Annotated in this window: 16 protein-coding genes and 1 pseudogene; 2 read left to right on the top strand and 15 right to left on the bottom strand. The window is 73.2% G+C overall.

Going from position 1 to position 21,616, the window contains the following annotated elements:
• Window positions 1-57: 57 nt before the first annotated feature.
• From ITJ40_RS08065 to ITJ40_RS08040, 6 genes are all read right to left on the bottom strand, one after another.
• On the bottom strand, window positions 58-1,713 hold the full coding sequence (locus tag ITJ40_RS08065; RefSeq protein WP_194666541.1) for an ABC transporter substrate-binding protein: 1,656 nt from the start codon (window positions 1,711-1,713) through the stop codon (window positions 58-60).
• 200 nt (window positions 1,714-1,913) lie between these two features.
• Window positions 1,914-3,806, bottom strand: coding sequence for a DNA primase (gene dnaG / locus ITJ40_RS08060; RefSeq protein WP_194666540.1), 1,893 nt, complete (start codon window positions 3,804-3,806; stop codon window positions 1,914-1,916).
• Window positions 3,807-3,867: 61 nt separating this feature from the next.
• Window positions 3,868-5,127: a deoxyguanosinetriphosphate triphosphohydrolase gene (locus ITJ40_RS08055; RefSeq protein ID WP_194666539.1), complete on the bottom strand. Its 1,260-nt coding sequence runs from the start codon at window positions 5,125-5,127 to the stop codon at window positions 3,868-3,870.
• Window positions 5,128-5,131: 4 nt separating this feature from the next.
• Window positions 5,132-6,358 (bottom strand): tRNA dihydrouridine synthase DusB, encoded by a 1,227-nt coding sequence (gene dusB / locus ITJ40_RS08050; RefSeq protein WP_194666538.1) that lies wholly within the window; start codon window positions 6,356-6,358, stop codon window positions 5,132-5,134.
• A 92-nt stretch (window positions 6,359-6,450) separates the two neighbouring features.
• Entirely contained in the window at window positions 6,451-6,657 is a 207-nt protein-coding gene (locus ITJ40_RS08045; RefSeq protein WP_194666537.1) for a hypothetical protein, read from the bottom strand.
• Window positions 6,654-7,379: a DsbA family oxidoreductase gene (locus ITJ40_RS08040; RefSeq protein ID WP_194666536.1), complete on the bottom strand. Its 726-nt coding sequence runs from the start codon at window positions 7,377-7,379 to the stop codon at window positions 6,654-6,656. Before ITJ40_RS08040 ends, ITJ40_RS08045 begins: the two co-directional genes overlap by 4 nt.
• Window positions 7,380-7,430: 51 nt before the next feature.
• Between ITJ40_RS08040 and ITJ40_RS08035 the strand changes: the two genes are divergently transcribed.
• The gene (locus ITJ40_RS08035; protein ID WP_194666535.1) at window positions 7,431-7,964 is read left to right on the top strand and encodes an aminoacyl-tRNA deacylase; all 534 of its coding nucleotides are present in this window, start codon (window positions 7,431-7,433) and stop codon (window positions 7,962-7,964) included.
• A gap of 51 nt (window positions 7,965-8,015) precedes the next feature.
• Here the strand turns inward: ITJ40_RS08035 and ITJ40_RS08030 are convergent, their stop codons facing one another.
• From ITJ40_RS08030 to recO, 4 genes and pseudogenes are all read right to left on the bottom strand, one after another.
• Window positions 8,016-9,401, bottom strand: a complete 1,386-nt coding sequence (locus ITJ40_RS08030) for a glycine--tRNA ligase (RefSeq protein ID WP_194666534.1) — start codon at window positions 9,399-9,401, stop codon at window positions 8,016-8,018.
• A gap of 110 nt (window positions 9,402-9,511) precedes the next feature.
• Complete coding sequence (locus ITJ40_RS08025) at window positions 9,512-10,609, bottom strand: Gfo/Idh/MocA family oxidoreductase (RefSeq protein WP_194666533.1); 1,098 nt, start codon at window positions 10,607-10,609, stop codon at window positions 9,512-9,514.
• Window positions 10,610-10,619: 10 nt separating this feature from the next.
• Entirely contained in the window at window positions 10,620-11,486 is an 867-nt protein-coding gene (locus tag ITJ40_RS08020; protein ID WP_194666532.1) for an isoprenyl transferase, read from the bottom strand.
• Window positions 11,487-11,698: 212 nt separating this feature from the next.
• Window positions 11,699-12,412: pseudogene (gene recO / locus ITJ40_RS08015) on the bottom strand (DNA repair protein RecO); the annotation flags it as partial.
• Between the two features lie 117 nt (window positions 12,413-12,529).
• Here recO and ITJ40_RS08010 point away from each other — a divergent pair.
• On the top strand, window positions 12,530-13,207 hold the full coding sequence (locus tag ITJ40_RS08010) for a trimeric intracellular cation channel family protein (protein ID WP_104294084.1): 678 nt from the start codon (window positions 12,530-12,532) through the stop codon (window positions 13,205-13,207).
• Window positions 13,208-13,268: 61 nt separating this feature from the next.
• Here ITJ40_RS08010 and leuA read toward each other — a convergent pair whose 3' ends face one another.
• The 5 genes from leuA to ITJ40_RS07985 all read right to left on the bottom strand — a co-directional run bounded on the left by leuA (window position 13,269) and on the right by ITJ40_RS07985 (window position 21,515).
• Window positions 13,269-15,035: a 2-isopropylmalate synthase gene (gene leuA / locus ITJ40_RS08005; protein WP_194666530.1), complete on the bottom strand. Its 1,767-nt coding sequence runs from the start codon at window positions 15,033-15,035 to the stop codon at window positions 13,269-13,271.
• Between the two features lie 176 nt (window positions 15,036-15,211).
• Window positions 15,212-17,776: a bifunctional lysylphosphatidylglycerol flippase/synthetase MprF gene (locus ITJ40_RS08000; protein ID WP_194666529.1), complete on the bottom strand. Its 2,565-nt coding sequence runs from the start codon at window positions 17,774-17,776 to the stop codon at window positions 15,212-15,214.
• A complete protein-coding gene (locus tag ITJ40_RS07995; RefSeq protein ID WP_194666528.1) occupies window positions 17,773-19,176 on the bottom strand; it encodes an alpha/beta hydrolase-fold protein in 1,404 nt (467 codons plus the stop codon). The genes ITJ40_RS08000 and ITJ40_RS07995 overlap by 4 nt, the downstream gene beginning before the upstream one ends.
• Window positions 19,177-19,260: 84 nt before the next feature.
• Window positions 19,261-19,947, bottom strand: coding sequence for a response regulator transcription factor (locus tag ITJ40_RS07990; protein ID WP_194666527.1), 687 nt, complete (start codon window positions 19,945-19,947; stop codon window positions 19,261-19,263).
• A 56-nt stretch (window positions 19,948-20,003) separates the two neighbouring features.
• On the bottom strand, window positions 20,004-21,515 hold the full coding sequence (locus ITJ40_RS07985) for a sensor histidine kinase (protein ID WP_194666526.1): 1,512 nt from the start codon (window positions 21,513-21,515) through the stop codon (window positions 20,004-20,006).
• Window positions 21,516-21,616 lie beyond the last annotated feature (101 nt).

Here is a 21,616-nt window from a genome sequence, read left to right as displayed (position 1 = left end):
GCGGGACGCCCCATCGGGGAGGTCGTCAGCCTATCGAGCGCCCTCCCGTCGGACCGCTCAGCCCTTGGTGATCGGGGCGTAGCGGAACTTGAAGGACGCGTCGAGCGTCACGCCCTTCACGTCCTTGCCGGCCACCGCGACCTGCGAGCCCTGGAGCAGGGGCAGGGTCGGCAGGTCGGCGGCGACGTCGTCCTGGATCTGGCCGATGAGCTCGGCGCGCTTCGTGGAGTCGGACTCCGACAGCTGCTGCGTGATGAGGTCCGTCACGGTGGGGTTGTCGTAGTGGTTCTTCACGAAGGACGTCGGGGAGAAGAACGGCGTCAGGTAGTTGTCCGCGTCCGAGTAGTCGGGGAACCAGCCGAGCTGGTACGCGGGGTACTCGTCGTTGACGCGGGCCTTGCTGTACTGGTCCCAGATCGTGGACTGCAGGTTGACCTGGAACAGGCCGGTCGACTCGAGCTGCTGCTTGATGAGCGCGTACTCGTCGTCCGAGCCGGCCCCGTAGTGGTCCGGGTTGAACTGGAGCTGCAGCGCGACGGGCGTCTGCACGCCGGCGTCCGAGAGGGCCTTCGCGGCCTTGTCGGCGTCCGGCCCGCCGTTCCCGTCGCCGTAGAGGCCCTTGAGCGCCTCGTTGGCGCCGGAGAGGCCGTCGGCCACGTAGGAGTAGAGCGGCGTGTACGTGCCGTTGTAGACCTGGGTCGACAGCTCCTCGCGGTCGACGAGGTCGGCGGCCGCCTTCCGCACCGCGAGGGCCTTGGCCGGGTCGGCCTCGCCCGTCGTCGAGCCGAACGGCTGCGTGTTCAGGTTGAACGTGATGTAGCGGATCTCGCCGCCGGGGCCGTCGATGACCTGGACGGAGTCGTCCTTCTTGAGGTCCGCGATGTCGGTCGCGCCGAGCGAGCGGCCCGCGACGTCGATCTCGCCGTTCTGCACGGCGAGCTTCATCGTGGTCTCGTCCGCGTAGTAGCGGGCGGTGACGCCGCCGTTCGCGGCCTTCGGCAGGACGCCCTGGTAGTCGGGGTTCGGCGCGTAGGCGACGAGCTGGTTGAGCTGGAAGTCGGTGATGACGTACTGGCCCGCGAAGGCGTTCGCCGCGACGATGGCGGCCGGGTCGGCCAGCTTGTCGGCCGGGAAGACCTCCTCGTCGACGATGGGGCCGGCGGGGCTCGAGAGCACCTGCTCGAAGGTCTGGTCGTTCGCGGTCTTCAGCGTGAAGACGACCGTGGTGTCGTCGGGTGCCGCGACGGACTCGACGTTGGCGAGGAGCGACGACGGGCCGTTGCCGTTGTCGGCGCCGTTCGCCGCGATGGTCGCGATGCGGTCGAACGTGAACTTGACGTCGCTCGCGGTGAGCGCGTGGCCGTTCGCGAACTTCAGGTCGGGCTTGAGCTTCACGGTGAAGTCGTTCGGCGAGGTGTACTCGCCGGAGACCGCGAGGTCGGGCTCGACGTCCGGGCTGCCGTACGGGCTGTTGAACAGGAACGGGTAGACCTGGTTCTGGACCGCGAACGAGCCGTTGTCGTAGGAGCCGGCCGGGTCGAGCGAGAGCACCTTGTCGGTCGTGCCGACGACGATGGAGCCGCCGCCGGACGCGCCGTCCTCGGCGAGCGGGTCGCCGGATCCGCCGGAGCAGCCGGCGAGGACGAGGGCCGCGGCGGAGAATCCGGCCGTGGCGAGCAGGACGCGTGAGCGCCGGGGGAATGCGGACGTCATGTTCCGAGAGCCTCTTTCATGAAGGGGATTCGCGCCCGCGCATCGAGACGACACGGACGCTGTGCTGTGCATGATTTCTAACACACAGGAAACAGCAGCCCGGACCCCGGGGACGCGCGCGGACGCTTCTTCACACGAATGAAACATGGCCCGCGCGGCGGGATCCGTCGCGGGACGCGGTCCTCGCGGACGGATCGCGCCTATTCGCGCAGCGCGCGGCGCTCGGCCTCGACCTGCATCAGCTCGCGCTGGATCTCCTGGTAGCGCTCGCGTTCGTGGGTCGCGTCGGTGCGCTGCAGCCGGCCGATGAGGTCGGCCTTGCGGCGCAGCAGGTCGCGCCCGACGAGCTCCGCCGTGACGCCCTTCACGTAGACGGCGAGCTTGTCGGCGTCACCGCGGTTCGGCAGCGGCGCGACGCCGAGCTGCTTGACGAGCGTCGCGAACGACTCCGGCACCTCGAGGGCGACGCGCGACAGCCAGTCCGCGCCGCCGAGCGCCTCCATGCTGGCGATCACGCCGTCCCGCACCACGGCGAGGCTCTCGTTGACGAAGGCGACCTGGGCGGCGCGCATCACGAGGTCGTTCCCGACGAGCTCGGGGTGCTGCAGCATCGCCATCAGGGCGTCGCGCTCGAGGCGGGTCGCGAGGTCGGTCGGGAGGTCCATGAGCGACATCGAGCGGGACGCGTCCAGGGCGCCGTCGTCGTCCGGGCCGTGCCCGCCCGGGGAGTGGCGGCCCTGCGGCGACCCGCCCGAGCGGTCGGCGCCGTCCGCGGGCATGCTGCGTCCGGCGGTCTGGACGGCGCGGCCGACCTCGGTGAGGTCCATGCCGAGCCATCCGGCCAGCTCCCGCGCGTAGCCCGGGCGGAGCGACGGATCGCGGATGTCCGCGACGACGGGCGCGGCGGCGCGCAGCGCGGCGACCCGGCCCTCGACGGTGTCGAGGTCGTGGTCGGCCAGGATCTGCTTGATCGCGAACTCGAACATGGGCTTCTTGCCCTGGATCATGCGGCGCACGGCGTCGTCGCCGCGCGTGAGGCGCAGGTCGCACGGATCCAGCCCCTCGGGGCCGACCGCGACGTAGGTCTGCGCGGCGAACCGGCGCTCCTCGGAGAACGCGCGCATCGCGGCCTTCTGCCCGGCCGCGTCGGGGTCGAACGTGAAGACGACCTCGCCGAGGCCGCTGTCGTCGCCGAGCACGCGTCGGAGGACCTTGATGTGGTCGACGCCGAACGAGGTGCCGCATGTGGCGACGGCCGTGGTGACGCCCGCGAGGTGGCACGCCATGACGTCGGTGTAGCCCTCCACCACGACGACCTGGCGGCCGCGGCTCACGTCGCGCTTGGCGAGGTCGAGCCCGTAGAGCACGGAGCTCTTGTGGTACACGGGCGTCTCCGGGGTGTTGAGGTACTTCGGGCCCTTGTCGTCCTCGCGGAGGCGGCGCGCGCCGAATCCGACGGTGGATCCCGTCAGGTCGCGGATGGGCCACACCAGCCGGCCCCGGAACCGGTCGTAGGCGCCGCGGTCGCCCTGGCTGAGGAGCCCGGCGGTCACGAGCTCGGCCTCCGTGTAGCCCTTGGCCTTCAGATGCGAGGACAGCGCGTCCCAGCTCTGCGGGGCGAAGCCCACGCCGAAGCGCTGCGCCGCGCCCTGGTCGAAGCCGCGCTCCCCGAGGAAGGTGCGGCCGATCTCCGCCTCCTCGGATCCGAGCTGCTCGACGAAGAACTCCGCCGCGGCCTCGTTCGCGCCGAGGAGCCGCGAGCGGTTGCCCTGGTCGGTGGCGGCCTGGCCGTCCTCGTAGTGCAGCTGGTAGCCGATCCGCTGCGCCATCCGCTCGACGGCCTCGGCGAAGGTCACGTGGTCCATCCGCTGCAGGAACGTGTAGACGTCGCCGCCCTCGCCGCAGCCGAAGCAGTGGTAGAAGCCGACCTGCGACCGCACGTGGAAGCTCGGGGTGCGCTCGTCGTGGAAGGGGCAGAGGCCCTTCAGGGATCCGACGCCGGCGGACTTGAGGGTGACGTACTCCCCCACCACGTCGCCCAGGTTGACCCGGGAGCGGACCTCGTCGATGTCGCTCTTGCGGATCAGGGCCATTGGCTCATCCTACGTCCGGGGTCCGGGGCGATCCGGGGCCCTGGACCGTTCCCCGCACGCGTCAGAAGACGGGCCGCGCGCACAGGCGCTCGTACCAGGAGATGGCCGACTGGTCGGTGAGGCTGGCGACCTGGTCGACGATCACCCGCTTGCGCGCCTGGTCGTCGGCGGCCTCCCGCCAGTCGCCCGCGAAGCCCGGGTCGAGCTCGTCGGCGCCGCGCGCGTGCAGCGCGTCAGCGAGGCCCGCGAGCACCTCGCGCTGGCGCGCGTAGATGGGCTGGCGCGTGTTCTTCGACATGACGAACGCGGCGACGATGCCCTTGAGCACGGCGATCTCCGCCTGGATGGCGCGCGGCACGACGACGTGCGCGCCGAAGCGGATGAGGCTGCGGTCGGTGTGCGTGGCGCGCGTGAGCTGCGTGGCGGCGCCCGCGAACCGGCCGATGAGCTGGCTCGTGAGGTCCTTCAGCGCCGCCTGGGCGCCGCGGCCCCCGTCGTACTCATCGACCCACACGTCGAGGGAGTCGAGCCGGTCGAACGCCTGGATCAGCTCATCGTGCGAGTGCGCCCCGCCGATCCACGCGACCATCGAGTCGACGAGCTCCTCGTGGTCGACCCGGGCGCCGAGGGCGCGCACGTCGACGTAGCCCCCGACGATGGCGTCCTCGAAGTCGTGCACGGAGTACGCGATGTCGTCGCTGAGGTCCATGACCTCGGCCTCGATGCAGCGGCGGCCCGTGGGCGCGCCCTCCCGGAGCCAGGCGAAGGCGGCCACGTCGTCGTCGTAGAAGCCGAACTTGCCGCGGCCGGACGGATCCGGCACCGACTGCGAGCTCGGCCACGGGTACTTGCAGCTGGCGTCGAGGCTCGCGCGCGTGAGGTTGAGGCCGTAGGGGCGTCCCTCCGGCCCGATGACCTTGGGCTCGAGCCGCGTGAGCAGGCGCAGCGTCTGCGCGTTGCCCTCGAAGCCGCCGATGTCGGCGGCCCAGTCGTTGAGGGCCCGCTCGCCGTTGTGGCCGAACGGCGGGTGGCCGATGTCGTGCGCGAGGCACGCGGTGTCGACCACGTCGGGATCGAGGTCGAGGCTGGAGGCGAGCTCGCGGCCCACCTGCGCCACCTCGAGGGAGTGCGTGAGGCGGTTGCGCGCGAAGTCGAGGCCGGCCATGGGGCTGAGGACCTGCGTCTTCGCGGCCAGGCGTCGGAGCGCGCTGGAGTGCAGGAGCCGGGCGCGGTCGCGCGCGAAGTCGCTGCGGCGGGACGAGTGCTGCTCCGGGTACCAGCGCTCCGCGTCCGTCTCGCTGTACGTGGACCTCGTCGTCATGCCGTCAACCGCCACTGTTGTGGATCTCCCCGTCCGCGATGTCCATCGCATCCTGCGCGTCGATGTCGCGGCTCTCGAGCCAGCGGTCCGGCAGCGCCGTGCGCTTCATGCTGCCCTGGCGGCCCCGCGCGCCCTCGGCGCCGGCGCCCGGGTAGGGCTGGTCGCGGTCGAGCGTGGCGAGCAGGCCGTCGATCTCCTCGAGCGACGAGGCCGAGGCGAGCGCGGCCCGCAGGTCGCCGCCCACGGGATAGCCCTTGAAGTACCAGGCGACGTGCTTGCGCGCGTCCCGGCAGCCGCGCTCCTCGCTCTCGAAGAACTCGGCGAGGAGCTCGACGTGGCGGCGGAAGGTGTCGGCGACCTGGCCCTGCGACGGGTGCGCGCGCGGGGTGTCGGCGGGATCGAGCCCGGCGGCGCGCGCGTGGAAGGCGGCCGCGAGGTCGCCGAAGAGCCAGGGGCGCCCGAGGCAGCCGCGACCGACCACGACGCCGTCCGCCCCGGTCTCGTCCATCATCCGGATGGCGTCCTCCGCGGCCCAGATGTCGCCGTTGCCGAGCACGGGCACGCTCCGGATGGCCTGCTTGAGCTTCGCGATGGCGGACCAGTCGGCGTGGCCGCTGTAGTAGTCGCTCGCCGTGCGCGCGTGCAGGGCGATGGACGCGACCCCCGCACCCTCGGCGGCGCGGCCCGCCTCGAGGTAGGTGAGGTGGTCGGCGTCGATGCCCTTGCGCATCTTGACCGTGAGGGGGATGTCGCCCGCGGCCTTCACGGCGCCCTCGACGATGTCGGTGAAGAGCCCGAGCTTCCACGGCAGCGCCGCTCCGCCGCCCTTGCGGGTGACCTTGGGCACGGGGCAGCCGAAGTTGAGGTCGATGTGGTCGGCGCGGTCCTCCGCGACGAGCATGGTGACGGCCTCGCGGACGGTCTTCGGATCCACCCCGTAGAGCTGGATGGAGCGCACCTTCTCCGACGGGTGGTGCGTGATGAGCCGCATCGACTCGGGCGTGCGCTCGACGAGCGCGCGGCTCGTGATCATCTCGCTGACGTAGAGGCCGGCGCCGAACTCGCGGCACAGGCGCCGGAACGCGGTGTTGGTGATGCCGGCCATGGGCGCGAGCACCACGGGCACGTCGAGCGGGATGCCGCCGATGCGGAGGGCGGGCTCGGCGGCGGGCGCCGGGGCGCCGGGCGCGTCGGCCGCGGAGGGGACGGGGGCGAGGGTCGGAGAGGACATGACGGCTCGATTCTCCCAGACGGGACGGCGGGCGGCGGACGCGGGGCGCGATCCCCTGCTGAGGCCAGGCGCTGGCGCCTGGGGAGGGACGGTCAGATGGCCCGACCGGCGTCGATCGCGTCGCGGACCCGCGCGAGGTCGGCGGCGCGGGAGGCGTCGGCCGCCACGCCCTCCTCGGCGGACGGCGCACCCGGCACGAGGCACGCGTCGCCCTGGCAGGCGGCCGCGTCCGCGGCGCCGAGCATAGTGAACGGGCTCGCGGCGACGGGCAGCGCACCGGTGGCCGGCGCGGCGCTCATCGGGCCGCCTCCTCGCCCGCGACGACGCGGACCGTGTCGCCGTCGCGCGCGGCGAGGGCCTCGCCGAGCGCGGAGGCGAACACCGTCGGGTCCTGCGCGCCGGAGATGCCGAAGCGCTCGTCGATCACGAAGAAGGGCACGCCCTGGATCCCGTACGCCACGGCCTGCGCCTGGTCGGCGCGCACGTCGTCGAGGTGCCGGTGCGACTCGAGCGCGTCCCGCACCTCGTCGGCGTCGAGGCCCACCTCGACCGCGAGGTCGACGAGGTCCGGCACGCGGCCCACATGGCGACCCTCGGTGAAGTACGCCTTCAGGAGCCGCTCCACCATGTCGAGCTGCACGCCGCGCACGCGCGCCAGGTGCAGCAGCTCGTGGGCGAGGACCGTGTTGGTGTGCTGGAGGGCGTCGTAGTCGTAGGCGAGTCCCTCGGCGGCGGCGAGCCGGGTCATGTCCTCGAGCATCGTCGCGACGCGGTCGGCCGGGATGCCCTTGTGGCCCGCGAGGAAGTCGACCTCGGTGCCCTGGAAGTCGACCGGGGTGTCGGGTGCGAGCTCGAAGGAGCGGTAGGTGATCTCGATCTCCGGGGCGCCCGGCGTCCGCGTCTGGAAGTCGCGCGCGCCGGCCTCGAAGCGCCGCTTGCCGACGTAGCACCACGGGCAGGCGATGTCCGACCAGACGTCGACGCGGATGGCGGGCAGGGCGGGGGCGGAGGAGTCGGTCACGGGTGGGCAACCGGTCGGGAAGGCCGGGCATTCCCGTGGTGTTGCCCGAGCATGGCCGACAGCTCCCCCTCCCCCGTCCCGCCCGCATCCGAGGAGGTCGCTCCGCGCGGCCGCGAGCGCGTGCTCGCCCATGCCGCGCGCCTCGGCATCGACGTGGAGGTCGTCGACCGGCCGGCCGCGGACTCCCTCGAGGAGGCCGCACGCGGGCTCGGCATCCCGCCGTCGCACCTCGTCAAGTCCCTCGTGGTGAAGCGCCACGACGGCGCGCTCCTCCTCGCGCTCGTGCCGGGCGACCGGCAGATCAGCTGGGCGAAGCTGCGCGCGCTCGTGGGCGTCAACAAGCTCTCGATGCCCGCGCCCGAGGTCGCGCTCGAGGCCACGGGGTACGCGCGCGGGACGATCACGCCCCTCGGCGCCCACGGCGACCTGCCCGTCTACGCGGACGCGCGCGTCGCGGGCCGCCGCATCGGCATGGGCGGCGGGGAGCACGGCGTCTCGGCGCTCGTGGACGCGGACGCGCTCGTGGCCGCGCTGGGCGCCACCGTCGGCGACATCACGGACGAACTGACGATCCGCCGCCCCTGATCCGCGCGAGGCGGGTCGGGGACGGCGGATCGGCCGTGCGGCGGAGGTGGGTCAGGCGCCGATGAGCTGCCCGGCCAGGTACCCCACGAGCTGGTCGAGCGGGATGCGCTCCTGCGCCATGGTGTCGCGCTCGCGCACCGTGACGGCCTGGTCGTCCAGGGTGTCGAAGTCGATCGTCACGCAGAACGGCGTGCCGATCTCGTCCTGGCGGCGGTAGCGGCGTCCGATGGCCCCCGCGTCGTCGAACTCGATGTTCCAGACCTTGCGGAGCTCCGCGGCGAGCTCGCGCGCGACCGGCGAGAGCCTCTCGTTGCGCGACAGCGGCAGCACGGCGACCTTCACGGGCGCGAGCCGGCGGTCGAGGCGGAGGACCGTGCGCTTGTCGACGCCGCCCTTCGCGTTCGGCGCCTCGTCCTCGTGGTACGCGTCGACGAGGAACGCCATCATCGACCGGGTGAGGCCGGCCGCGGGCTCGATGACGTAGGGGATCCAGCGCTCGTTCTTCGTCTGGTCGAAGTAGGAGAGGTCCTGGCCGGACGCCTCGGAGTGCGTCCGGAGGTCGTAGTCGGTGCGGTTCGCGATGCCCTCGAGCTCGCCCCACGCGCCGCCGGCGAAGCCGAAGCGGTACTCGATGTCGACCGTGCGGGTCGAGTAGTGCGAGAGCTTCTCCGCGGGGTGCTCGAAGAGGCGCAGGTTCTCGGGGTCGATGCCGAGGTCGGTGTACCAGGCGTAGCGGGCGTCGATCCAGTACTGGTGCCACTCGGCGTCGGTGCCGGGCTCGACGAAGAACTCCATCTCCATCTGCTCGAACTCGCGCGTGCGGAAGATCCAGTTCTGCGGCGTGATCTCGTTGCGGAAGCTCTTGCCGATCTGGCCGATGCCGAACGGCGGCTTCTGGCGCGCCGCGCTCAGCACGTTCGCGAAGTTGACGAAGATGCCCTGCGCGGTCTCGGGACGGAGGTAGTGCAGGCCCTCCTGGTTGTCGACGGGGCCGAGGAAGGTCTTGAGGAGGCCCGAGAAGTTCTGCGGCTCGGTCCAGGATCCGGGCTGGCCGGTGTCGGGGTCGTTGACGTCGGCGAGGCCGTTGACGGGCGGGTGTCCGTGCTTCGCCTCGTACGCCTCGATGAGGTGGTCGGCCCGGTAGCGCTTGTGCGTGTGCAGGGACTCGACGAGCGGGTCGCTGAAGACCTCGACGTGGCCGGACGCCTCCCACACGCGGCGGGGCAGGATCACCGAGGAGTCGAGGCCCACGACGTCGTCGCGGCCGTTGACCATGGTCTGCCACCACTGGCGCTTGATGTTCTCCTTCAGCGCCACGCCGAGCGGCCCGTAGTCCCACGCGGAGCGGGAGCCGCCGTAGATCTCACCCGCCTGGAAGACGAACCCGCGCCGCTTGGCGAGGTTGATGACCGGGTCGAGACGCGAGGGGGTTGCCACGTTTGCTCCTTGGTGGGGCCGGACTGGGTGCCCGGTCGGCGGACGGCGACCGCCGGCGGGATGCCGGCGTCGCCGGGAAAGGCGGCCCCCAGTCTACGGGCGCGGCTCGCTCAGTCCTCGTCGCCCGCGGACCGGCGGTGCGCCAGCTCGACGATGCGGACGGTCTCGAGCGAGTCGCGCGGCTCCACCGGCACGGGCCCGCGGCCGCGCACTGCGTCGGCCATGGCTGCGTAGAAGTCGGCGTAGCGGCCGCGCTCGGTGGGCAGGCGCTCGCCCGCCGGATCGCCCGCCGCCTCGACGAGCGTGCCCCACTCGGCCTCGGGCGCCTCGCCGAAGCCGGGGTCGGTCGGCGCCGCGCCCTGCTTGAGGAGCGGCTCCTGCGGGTCCAGCCCGTGCACGGCGTACGCGCCCGCGGTGCCGAGCACGCGGAAGCGGGGGCCCGCGAGGGCGGCGACCCGGCTGACGGTGATGTGGGACTGCACCCCCGACTCGTGCAGCAGCGAGTAGAAGGCGTCGTCGTCGCTCGCGGATCCGTCGCGCACGGTGGCGAGCTCCGCGGCGAAGTCGGCGACGGGACCGAACAGCTCGAGCGCCTGGTCGATGAGGTGGCTGCCGAGGTCGTACGAGATGCCCGCGGCGTCGGCCGGCGTCTCGCGGTCCTGCCAGCGGTCGCGCACGGGCCCGCCCCAGCGCTCGAACGTCGACTCGAAGCGGTGGACCTCGCCCAGGCGGCCCGACGCGATGAGCGCCTTCACGGTGAGGAAGTCGCCGTCGAGGCGCCGGTTCTGGAAGACGGAGAACGGCACGCCGAGCGCCTCGGCGCGCTCGATGAGCATGAGCGCCTCGTCCACGGTGGCCACGAACGGCTTGTCCATCACGACGGCCAGGTGCGCGTCGAGCGCCTGGAGCCCCTGGCGGAGGTGCGCGGACGCCGGCGACGCGATGACGACCATGTCGAGCTCGGCGGAGCGCGCGAACAGCTCGTCGGCGGACGCGACGACGTCGGCGCCGGGGTGGCGCTCGCGCACCTGCGCGGCACGATCCGGATCCGACGTCGCGACGAGGGCGATGCGGTACTCGGGGCTCGCCGCGAGGAAGGGCGCGTGGAACACGCGGCCGGCGAGGCCGTAGCCGACGATCCCCACGCGGATGGGGGCGTCTCGGGGGTCGTCGGACGGGGCGGCGGGGGCGGTGTCGGGGGTGCTCACCCGACCGATGCTACTGAGCGCCGCGCCCCGGGTCGCCTGCCTCCGGGGCCTCCGGGTCCTCGGCGGACCCCGCGTCGTCGCCTTTCGCGTGCGCGTCGACGGCGCCGCCGAACCGCCGGTCGCGGTGCACGTAGCTCTCGACCGCGTCCCAGAGGTCCTTCCGCCGGAAGTCGGGCCAGAGCCGGTCGAGGAACACCATCTCCGCGTACGCCGACTGCCAGAGCAGGAAGTTGCTCGTGCGCTGCTCGCCGGAGCTGCGGACGAAGAGGTCGACGTCGGGGACGTCCGGCAGGTAGAGGTAGCGCTGGATCGTGCGCTCGTCGACCCGTGACGCCTTGAGCCGGCCGGCGTCCACGTCCTCGGCGATGCGCTTCACGGCGTCGCCGATCTCCGTGCGGCCGCCGTAGTTGATGCACATCGTGAGCGTCATGCCGGTGTTGTCCTTCGTCATCTCCTCGGCGACCTGCAGGTCGTCGATGACGCTGCGCCAGAGGCGGGGTCGTCGGCCGGCCCAGCGGATGCGGACGTTCCACGCGTTCAGCTGGTCGCGGCGGCGGTGGATCACGTCGCGGTTGAAGCCCATGAGGAAGCGGACCTCGGCGGGCGAGCGCTTCCAGTTCTCGGTGGAGAACGCGTAGACGGACAGGTGCGTCGCCCCGAGCTGCACGGCGCCCGCGACGGTGTCGAACCACGCCTCCTCGCCCGCCTGGTGCCCGGCGGTGCGCGGCAGGCCGCGCTGGTTGGCCCAGCGGCCGTTGCCGTCCATCACGACCGCGATGTGCTTCGGCACGAGGTCGGCGGGGATCGCGGGCGGCTGCTCGCCCGTCCAGTCGAGCGGGAGGTCGGTGCGGCCGGGGACCTCGGGGCGTCGGCTCATGGGGTCGTCTCCTGTGCTCGGGGGTGGTCGACGGGGGGCGCGTGCGAGGCATCCGGGTCGGGATCCGCGGCGCGGGGCGTCGCACGGACGACCGAGGCGGTCGCGGCGGCGAGGGCGGCGGCGGGATCCGGGTCCGCGCCGTCGAGGACGGGCGCGTCGAGCGGCACGGGATGCTCGGTGGGCGGCAGCAGCTGGCGCGCGTCGCTGCGGTCCACGAGGCCGAGCGAGCGGATCCCCCGGTCGAGGTGCCACTGCGCGTACGCCGCGACGACCCCGCTCGCGCGGGCCTGCGAACGGAGCGTCGCCGACTCGGCGTGCGGCCAGTCGCCCGTGAGGAGGGCCGAGAGGAGCGCGAGGGTGTCGGGGTCGAGCCGCGGGGATCCGGGCGGGGCGGCCGCGTCCGCCACCACGCCGCCCAGCTGCACGACGAACGCGGAGTGCGGTCCGGGGGCGCCCGTCACGGCGCAGTCCTGGAAGCTCGGCGCCCACCCGGCCATCGAGAGGCTCCGGAGCAGGTACGAGTCGAGCGTGAGGCTCGCGCCGTGCTCCCGTCGGCTGAGCGAGCGGAGCGCGCCGACGAGGAGCAGGTACTGCTGGAGCGAGCCCTCGTCCTCGGTGACGCGGTCGGCCGTCTCGACCATGGCGCTGGCGGCCGTGTAGCTGCCGTAGTCGGCGGCGATGAGGGCGCCGTAGGAGGCGATGGACTCGGCCTGCGTGATGATGTCGAGGGTCCGGCCCTCGAAGAACTGGGCGTCGGCGACCATGAACGGCTCGAGCCGCGCGCCGAACTTCGACTGCGTGCGCCGCACGCCCTTGGCCACCGCGCGGATCTTGCCGTGCTGCCGGGAGAGCATCGTGACGATCCGGTCCGCCTCGCCCAGCTTGTGGGTGCGCAGGACGACGATCTCGTCACGGTAGAGGGGCACCCCTCGATTATCCGCCCCGCGACCGCGCTCCCCCGCCGTCGCCGCGCGGACGGGCCCGGGCCGCCCGGCGTCACGCGGCGGGGCGCGACAGCCGCCCTGTGCTATCAAGGGGAGGCCATGGATCCCGTCCCCCTCACCATCCCGCTCTGGGCGGACCTCCTGGCGGTCAGCATCGGCAGCCTCCAGGGCGCCATGTTCGCCGCGGGCTTCCGCGACCGGCGGCTCGACCTGCTCGGCGTCGCCATCATCGGCACGGCCACGGGCCTCGGCGGCGGCCTCCTCCGCGACGTGTTCCTCGACGTGACGCCCGCGGCGCTCTCCAGCAACTGGCTCATGCTCGTCGCGGTCGCCGCGGCCCTCGGCGGCATGCTCCTCGAGCGGATCTTCACCCGCCTCGACGTGGTCATCACCGCCCTCGACGCGCTCACCATCGGCCTGTTCTGCGCCATCGGCACGTCGAAGGCGCTGGCGGCCGGCGTGCCGGGGGTGCCCGCCGTCTTCATCGGCGTCGTCTCGGCGGTCGGCGGCTCGTTCGTGCGCGACCTGCTGCTCAACCTGCCCATCGCGATGATGCACGTGGGCTCGCTCTACGCCGTCGCGGCGGGCGTGGGCGCGGTCATCGTCGTCGTGCTCGCGGCGTTCGGCGTGCCCATGTGGGTCGCGGCCATCGTGTGCGTCGCCGTCACGGCCACGACGCGGCTCCTCGCGGTGCGCTTCGGCTGGAGCCTGCCGGAGCAGCGCGCGCTCAGCCGCCTGCGCTTCACGGCCCTGCGCCGCCCGCGCCCGCGTCGCTGACGCACGACGGCCGGGCGTCGCCGCCCGGCCGTCGTACATGCGCGGCGTCGCGCGGAGCGGGTCAGACCGCGGCCAGCTCCGGCTCGCGCACGGTGCGGCGGATCGCCCGGTTGACCCCGGAGACGATCGCCTCGAGCGACGCGGTCGAGCTGTCCTCGTCGATGCCGACGCCCCAGAGGCGCACGCCCTCGACCTCGAGCTCCACGTACGACGCGGCCAGCGCGTCGCCGCTCGCGCTCAGCGCGTGCTCCACGTAGTCGAGGAGGCGCACGTCGACGCCCTGGTCGGCCAGCACCTGCAGGAACGCGGCGATGGGCCCGTTGCCGGACGCGGACGCCGCGCGCACCTCGTCGCCGTCGCGGAGCTCGACCTCGAGGGACACGGATCCGCCCATGTCGCTCGACGTGCGCGTGGAGGTCAGCTCGAAGCGGCCCCACTTCTCCTCGGCGCGGTCGAGCGGCGCGGGGAGGTACTCGTCCTGAAAGATCGACCAGATCTGCGCGCTCGTCACCTCGCCGCCCTCGGCGTCGGTCGTGGCCTGCACCACGCCGGAGAACTCGATCTGCAGGCGGCGCGGCAGGTCGAGCGAGTGGTCGGCCTTCAGCAGGTACGCGACGCCGCCCTTGCCCGACTGCGAGTTGACGCGGATCACGGCCTCGTAGGAGCGGCCGAGGTCCTGCGGGTCGACCGGCAGGTACGGCACGGCCCACGGGATCTCGTCCACGGTGACGCCCCGCGCGGCGGCGTCGACGGCCATGGCCTCGAACCCCTTCTTGATGGCGTCCTGGTGGGATCCGCTGAACGCCGTGTAGACGAGGTCGCCCGCCCACGGGCTCCGCTCGGGCACGGCCAGCTGGTTGCAGTGCTCGGCCGTGCGCTTGATCCCGTCGAGGTCGCTGAAGTCGATCTGCGGGTCGATGCCCTGCGTGAACAGGTTGATGCCGAGCGCGACGAGGTCGACGTTGCCCGTGCGCTCCCCGTTGCCGAAGAGGCATCCCTCGATGCGGTCGGCGCCGGCCAGGTAGCCGAGCTCCGCGGCGGCCACGGCCGTGCCGCGGTCGTTGTGCGGGTGCAGCGAGACGAGGACCTCGTCGCGGCGGTCGATGTGGCGGCACATCCACTCGATGGAGTCGGCGTAGACGTTCGGCGTCGCCATCTCGACGGTGGCCGGCAGGTTGAGGATCACCTTGCGCTCGGGCGTGGGGTCGAAGACCTCGACGACGCGGTTGCAGATCTCCGCGGCGAACTCGAGCTCCGTGCCCGTGTAGCTCTCGGGCGAGTACTCGTAGTAGACGTCCACCTCGGGGATCGTCTCCTCATACCGCTTGCAGAGGCGCGCCCCCTCGAGCGCGATGTCGATGATCCCCTGGCGGTCCGTGCGGAACACGACGTCGCGCTGGAGGACGCTCGTCGAGTTGTAGAGGTGCACGATGGCCTGCTTCGCGCCGCGCAGCGACTCGTAGGTGCGGGCGATGAGGTGCTCGCGCGCCTGCGTGAGGACCTGGATGGTGACGTCGTCCGGGATCGCGTCCTCCTCGATGAGGCTGCGGACGAAGTCGAAGTCGGTCTGGCTCGCCGACGGGAAGCCGACCTCGATCTCCTTGTAGCCCATGCGCACCAGCAGGTCGAACATGATCCGCTTGCGCTCGGGGCTCATCGGGTCGATGAGCGCCTGGTTGCCGTCGCGGAGGTCGACCGCGCACCAGCGCGGCGCCTCGGTGATCCGGCGGGCGGGCCAGGTGCGGTCGGGCAGGTCGACGGCGATCTGCTCGTGGTACGGGCGGTACTTGTGGACGGGCATCCCGCTGGGGGTCTGCGTGCTCTTCATGGTCGTCTCCTCGTCTGGTTCGGGTCAGCCGTGACGGGACTCCGCGACGAGGAGGGCCGGATCAGGCCTCGCCGCGGCGACTAAGGAGGAGGCGGCCGGACTGCATGGACCCACGGTACACCGGCGCCGCGGGGATCCGCACCCGCCGCGGCGCCTGCGCGGCGCCCGCGCGGCGCTCAGCGGGCGGAGCGGAGCACGCGCGTGAGGTCGCGCACGGACGTCGACGGCAGGTACGCCCGGGTGAGGGCGAGGCCCACGGTCGGCAGGGCGGTCGCGTCCGGGTACGCCATGATCAGCGGCACGAGCTCCGGCTGGAACTTGCGCTTGAACTCCAGCAGCGAGCGGAAGCCGTAGACCGGCTCCAGCGAGTCGGCGAGGAACTCGAGGATCCGCTCGACCGCGCCCTCCTGCCCCTCCGATCCGGCGTCCGCGTCCGCGTGCTCGCCCCGCGGGGAGGCGGCGCGCGTCTGCGCGAGCGGCGCGGCGGACAGGCTCATGAACTCGATGCCGTCCTCCTTCATGCGCATGGCCGAGCGGGCGATGAGGAACTCCATCACGCCGTTGATGCCGTCCGGCCGGCGGCGCATGAAGTCGAGCGTCCAGCCGATCACCTCGCCGTCGCGCCACGTGGGCAGCCAGCTCGTGGCGGCCTGCACGCGGTCGTCGCCGTCGATGGCGAGCATGAGCCGCACGGCGGGATCGCGGAGCTCCTCCACGCCGCCCAGCGTGAAGCCCATCTCGGGCAGCTCCTTCTCCGCAACCCACTCCTCGGACATCTGCTCGATCTGGCTCGCCCACGCGAGCGGGAGCTCGGCCCACGTCGTCCACTCGGCGCGGATGCCCGCGCGATCGGCCCGGTTGATGGACGTGCGCACGTCCTGCCACTTCTTGCCCGTGGTCTGCCAGGTGCCCGGGCGCACGACGGTCTCCTCGGCGACGACGAGCGTCTCCCAGCCCATGTCGAGGAACAGCGGGGCCATCGACGCGGGCACGCTGTAGAAGACGGGCGTCCACCCGTTGTCGTCGGCGAAGCGCGCGAACTGGCCGAGGACGTCGCGGAGTGCCCCGTCGTCGTCGGGCGGACCGAGCGGCGCGGCGGTCGTGATGGCGACGCTGCCCACGACGCGGTACGCCACGACCGTCTGCCCGTCTGCGGCGATCCAGTACGAGTTCCCCGGCCACGTCGCCATGTGCGACAGCGAGCCGATCGCCCCGCGGCGGAGGGCCGGCGCGACGCGCGCCTGCGCCCGGGGCACCGCGGCGATGCGGACGTCCGCGATGGCGCGCAGGCTCGCGATCACCAGGATGATCCAGAACGCCGGCCCGACGCCGCGGTAGACGATGTCGGTGATCGGGTCGGTCGGCAGGAAGTCCAGGGACTCGCCGCGCAGGAACGACGCCGGGATGAAGCGGTCGGGCGCCTCGGCCAGCAGGTCGTTGAGGTCCACCGGCCGGGTGAAGGCATCGGAGAGCGCCAGCCCGGTCGCCACGAACAGCGCCATGAGCCCGGCCAGGGCCACGCCCGTCGTCACGAGGAACCGTCGGATCGCGGGGGCCGTCGACAGGATCGTGAAGTGCCGGCGCAGGAGCACGAGGACGATCGCGCTGCCGAGCGGCAGCGCCACCGACGCGACGAGCGCGGCCACCGCCTCCGGGTGCGCGGACGGGGACGCCGACAGGCGCGGCGAGACCATGTCGCGGTGCACGAGCATGCCGAACGCGTAGGCGGACAGCACGGCCAGGAGCGTGTTCACGCTCACGGCCAGCCACACGGCGAAGCGCCGCCCGCGCGCCAGCCCGTACGCGGCGACGAGCAGCGCCAGCAGCGGGGCCACGGAGAGCAGGATCGGACCGACCCCGCCGCCGATCCGCGCCAGCATGATCTCCTGCAGGCAGTCGTGCGTGAAGTCGCTCGACAGGCAGCGGGTCGAGATCGCGTCTCCCGGCACCCGGTCGTCGACGAAGAGCAGCGCGATGGGGGCGAGCGGGCCGTAGCGGCTGCGGGACAGCAGGGCGATGACGGGGCCCGTGCCGAGGATGGCGACGACGGCCGCGAGCATCACGCGCACCTCGTGGTGGGAGCTGCGCTGCCAACGCGCTCCCCCGGCCGGCCGGTGCAGCAGCGCGCCGAGGACCCCGCCGACGAGGATCGCGAGCAGACGGTAGAGGTCGCTCGGCTGGCCCGAGTAGAGCAGGAACACGAGCACGACGACGACGATGACCACGCGGATCCGCCGCCGCCACAGGACGCCGGCCCACGCGCTCGACAGGGCGAGCACCCCCGCGACCGCCGTGAGCGGGTCCGCCGTCGCCACGCCGCGCACGCCGTGCGACCAGAGCTCGCCGTCCACGAGCCCGAGCGCCTGCACGGCGATGCCGAGGAGCGATCCGACGGCGCCGGTCAGCACGAACCCGAGGAGCGTGCGCCACCAGCCCATGAGGTGCTCCGCCACGCCGACGAGCACCAGGACCGCCAGGAGCGAGACGACGAGCTCCACGGGCCCGTCGGTGAGGAACGCCGCCGTGGCGGTCGTCCACCAGTGTCCGCGCTCGACGACCGCCTCGTAGCCGGTGGCCAGCTGGTGGTGGACGACGCGGCGCCAGACCTCCGAGACGGCGGGCAGCACGGCGAGCAGCAGGACGACCCCGGCGATCCCGAGGGTCACCGGCTGCGCGACGAGCCGCCCGAGGAGGGCCCGGGCGGCGCCCTGGATCGTCAGGATGCGCGGACGCGCCGTCATCGGGTCAGTCCCAGGCGCTGGCCGAGCGTGGGCAGGGCGTCGGCCGTGCACCACTTCACCGTCCCCCAGTCGTGCGAGCTGCCGGGCGCGATGCTCAGCCGCGCGTCGATGCCGGCGGCGACCGCGGCGGCCTCCACCTGCTCCACGCCGGGACGGTACCCGGAATCCTCCTCGCCCACGCAGAACACGGCCTGGGTGTCGGCGTAGGGCGCTCGGCTCGCCATGACGGCCGACGGGATCGACGCCGCGTACCGGTCGTGCGACCCGCCGAAGGCGACGTCGATGGTCGTGGGACCCGCCCACGGGCCGATCTCGCCGGAGATGTCCACGAACGAGCCGTACACCTCCGGGTGCGCGGCCCCGAGCTGCGCGGCGCACGTGCCGCCCTGCGAGAAGCCGAGCAGGGCCCAGGACGTGCGGTCGTCCAGCACCCGGAGGTTCGCACGGATCCAGGTGGGCACGTCGACCGTGAGGTACGTCTCCGAGTTCCCGAGGGACGAGTCGATGCACATGGGGTTCGCGTCCGACGCGCCCAGCTGGTCGGGCATGACGACGATGGGCGCGAGGCCGTGGTGGGCTGCGGCGTAGGAGTCGAGGATCATCTCGAAGCGGCCCGACGCGAGCAGGTCGAGCGGCTTGCCCGGCTGTCCGGACATGGCGATGAGCACGGGCAGCTCCGGGGCGTCCGGCACCAGGGCCGCGGGCGGGAGGTACACGATGGCGTCGCGCGCCGTGAAGCCCGACTGCGTGCCCGGGATGGTGACGGTCCCGACGCGGCCGTGGCCGGGGATCTCCTCGCCCGGCGTCCACGACTCCTCGATCGGCACGGTGGAGTCCGCGGCCGGCTCCCCGGGGGCGGGCTGCGGCGACGCGAGGTCGGAGGTGTCGAGCGGACCGACGCGGGTGAGGCCGAAGGCGGCCGCCACGTTCGGGTACTCCTGCAGGTCCGCGTTGATCCCGATGGCCGAGGTGAGCACGACCAGGGGCACGACGAGCACGGCCAGCACGCGGTGGAGGACGCGGAGACGGCGCGACGGCCTCCCGGAACCGCCGACCCCGGTGACGCTGCGGCCGCTGCGCACGACGGCGACGACGAGGATGCCGAGGCCCATGCCGCCGACCGCCGTCCAGCCGCGCGTCGGCAGCGACAGCACCACGCCGAACAGGTCCATGACGTCGCCGAGCACGAAGGCGAGGGCCAGGCCGCCCAGCGCGCCGACGAGGGCGCCGAGGGCGAGCTCGCCCGCGGTGCGCCGGGGGTCCGCCGCACGTGCGCCCGTCGTCTGGCGGGCCCGGCGGGCCACGACCGCGAGGAGGATGAGCCCGATCACGGGTGCGAGCGTCGCGGCGGTGACGGTCGACGCGGTCAGCAGCGACAGGTCTTCGAGATCGTGGAGCACGGTGGTCCTCTTGCGAAGGGAGCGGGCAGGCGAGGGGAATCTAGCCGACGGGGATGCGAGCGGCCTCCCGCCGATCGGGAGTGGCTACCCCTGGGTCGGCGATCCGGTGAGCCGGTGCTCGAAGGCGAAGACCACGAGCTGGACGCGGTCGCGGAGGCTGAGCTTCGCGAGGATGCGGCTCACGTGCGTCTTCACCGTCGCCTCGCTGAGGAACTCCGCCTGCGCGATCTCCGCGTTGCTCAGCCCGCGCGCGGCGAGGACGAAGATCTCCCGCTCGCGCGAGGTCAGCGAGGCGAACGCGGGCGGGGCGACGCGGGGCCTCGAGCCCGGGTCGAAGTGCTCGAGCAGCTGACGCGTCGCGGACGCCGCGATGACCGAGTTGCCGGCGTGGACGGTGCGGATGGCGGCGAGCAGGAACTCGGGGTCGGCGTCCTTGAGGACGAAGCCGCTCGCCCCCGCGCGGATGGCGCGCGCGGCGCTCTCGTCGAGGTCGAAGGTCGTGAGGACGAGGACGCGCGGCGGCCGATCGCCCCGCGCGTCGGCCGCGCGCAGGACCTCGGCCGTGGCCTGGATGCCGTCCATCACCGGCATGCGGATGTCCATGAGGATCACGTCGGGACGCTCGGTGCGCGCGAGCTCCACCGCCTCCTGGCCGTTGGCGGCCTCGCCGGCGAACTCCAGGTCGGGCTGCGAGGAGATGAGCATGCGGACGCCCGTGCGGAACAGGGCCTGGTCGTCGACCAGGGCGACGCGGATGGGTGGGGTGGGCACGGGAGGGTCCTTCGATCGAGGTCGGCGGGGGGAGCGTATCGCGTGGGCGCGGCGGGTCAGGATCCGGCGGGCCGGTCGTCGCGGGCGCGACGCGCCGCGGAGGCGGCGGCCCCGCGGGCGGCCGCGGTGCGGTGCGGGCTGACGGGCGCCGCGGGAACGCCGGGGGTCGCCGTGCCCGCGGCCGCGGCCTCCGGCGGGAACAGCTCGTCGAGGGTGAGGGGACGGCTGGGCGCGTCCGCTCCCGTGCCGACCGACGCGCCGGCGACGGGGACGCGGGGGACGGGGCGCGTGGCGGGCGCGAACGGGATCCACGCCGACACGGTCCACACGCCCTCGCGCACGCCCGCGGAGAAGCGGCCGCCGGACAGCGTGGCGCGCTCGCGCATCCCGGCGAGGCCGTGGCCGACGGGCTGCGCGGGGGTGGCGGGGGCGGGAGGGAGCACGGGCAGGGCGATGATGCCCGTCGCGGTGCGCGCCGGGCGCACCGGCTCCGGGAGCGTGCGGCTGCGCACCGTCACCGAGACGCCGTCCGGCTCCCACGCGAGCTCCACCTCGACGGGGTGGCCCACGTCGCCGTGCCGCAGCACGTTGGTCAGCGCCTCCTGCACGATCCGGTACACCGCGAGCTGCTGCCCGGTGCCGAACTCGCCGGGCTGGCCCGTCTCGAGGAACTCGATCGTGAGCCCCGTCGAGCGCATCTGGTCGATGAGGTCGCTGAGCTCCTTCAGCTCGGGCTGCGGGGCGTCGTCCTCGCTGTGCCGGAGCTGCGCCAGCAGGATCCGCACGTCGCCGAGCGCCTGCCGGGCGGTGGTGGAGATCGTGCGGAGCGCCTCGTCCGCGGCCTCGGGATCCACCAGCCGGGCGTAGCGCGCGCCGTCGGCCTGCGCGATCACCACGGCGAGCGAGTGGGCGACCACGTCGTGCATGTCCCGCGCGATCCGGTTGCGCTCCTGCTCGACCACGACGTCCTGCAGCGCCCGGGCCTGGTCGCGCTCGGCGGCCTCCTGCGCGTCGCGGCTGGCGTGCGACGCGCGGGACGCGACGACGAGGCGGCCCGCCGTCCACGACGCGAGCAGCACGCTCCACGCGCAGAGGAGGAGGAAGAGGAAGAGGGTCGCGAACGCGGTCCACTCCCCCGAGCTGAACGCGGCGCTGCCGATGGGGACGCGGCCCGAGGCGTAGGACAGGTAGCAGGCGGCGACCACGCCACCGACGATGGCGGAGGCGAGGCCGAGCGCGCGGACGATCCGGCCGCCGTACGCCGCGGTGCAGTAGACGACGAACGCGATGGCGATGTCGCCGGGCTCGACCGCGGCTCCGGCGCCCATCTGGATGATCGCGCCCGCCCACGCGACGGCCAGCGAGAGCCCCGGCGCGAGTCGACGGACGGCCAGGGCCGCGCCCATGAGCAGCACGAGGACCAGCGAGACCTGGGAGGTCGCGAACGAGAAGACCCCGAACGCGCTCGCGGCGGCGACGCCCACCGATCCGGGGGCGAGGAGGACGACGAAGGCCGCGGCGAGGACGACGTCGAGGACGAGCTGGTACCTCGGGATCCGTCGGAGCATGCGACCACCGTACGTGCCGCGCCCGGCCGGGGCGCGCTCGCGGGCGGATGATCCCCGCGCAGGCGCCCCGATCTCATCCGCGGGATGTACGGCCCGGGGCC

The organism is Clavibacter sp. VKM Ac-2872, from assembly GCF_015351105.1.
In the GTDB taxonomy this organism is placed as follows: domain Bacteria; phylum Actinomycetota; class Actinomycetes; order Actinomycetales; family Microbacteriaceae; genus Clavibacter.
Note: the sequence above shows the minus strand (reverse complement) of the source record. Positions and strands in the feature narration are given on the sequence as shown.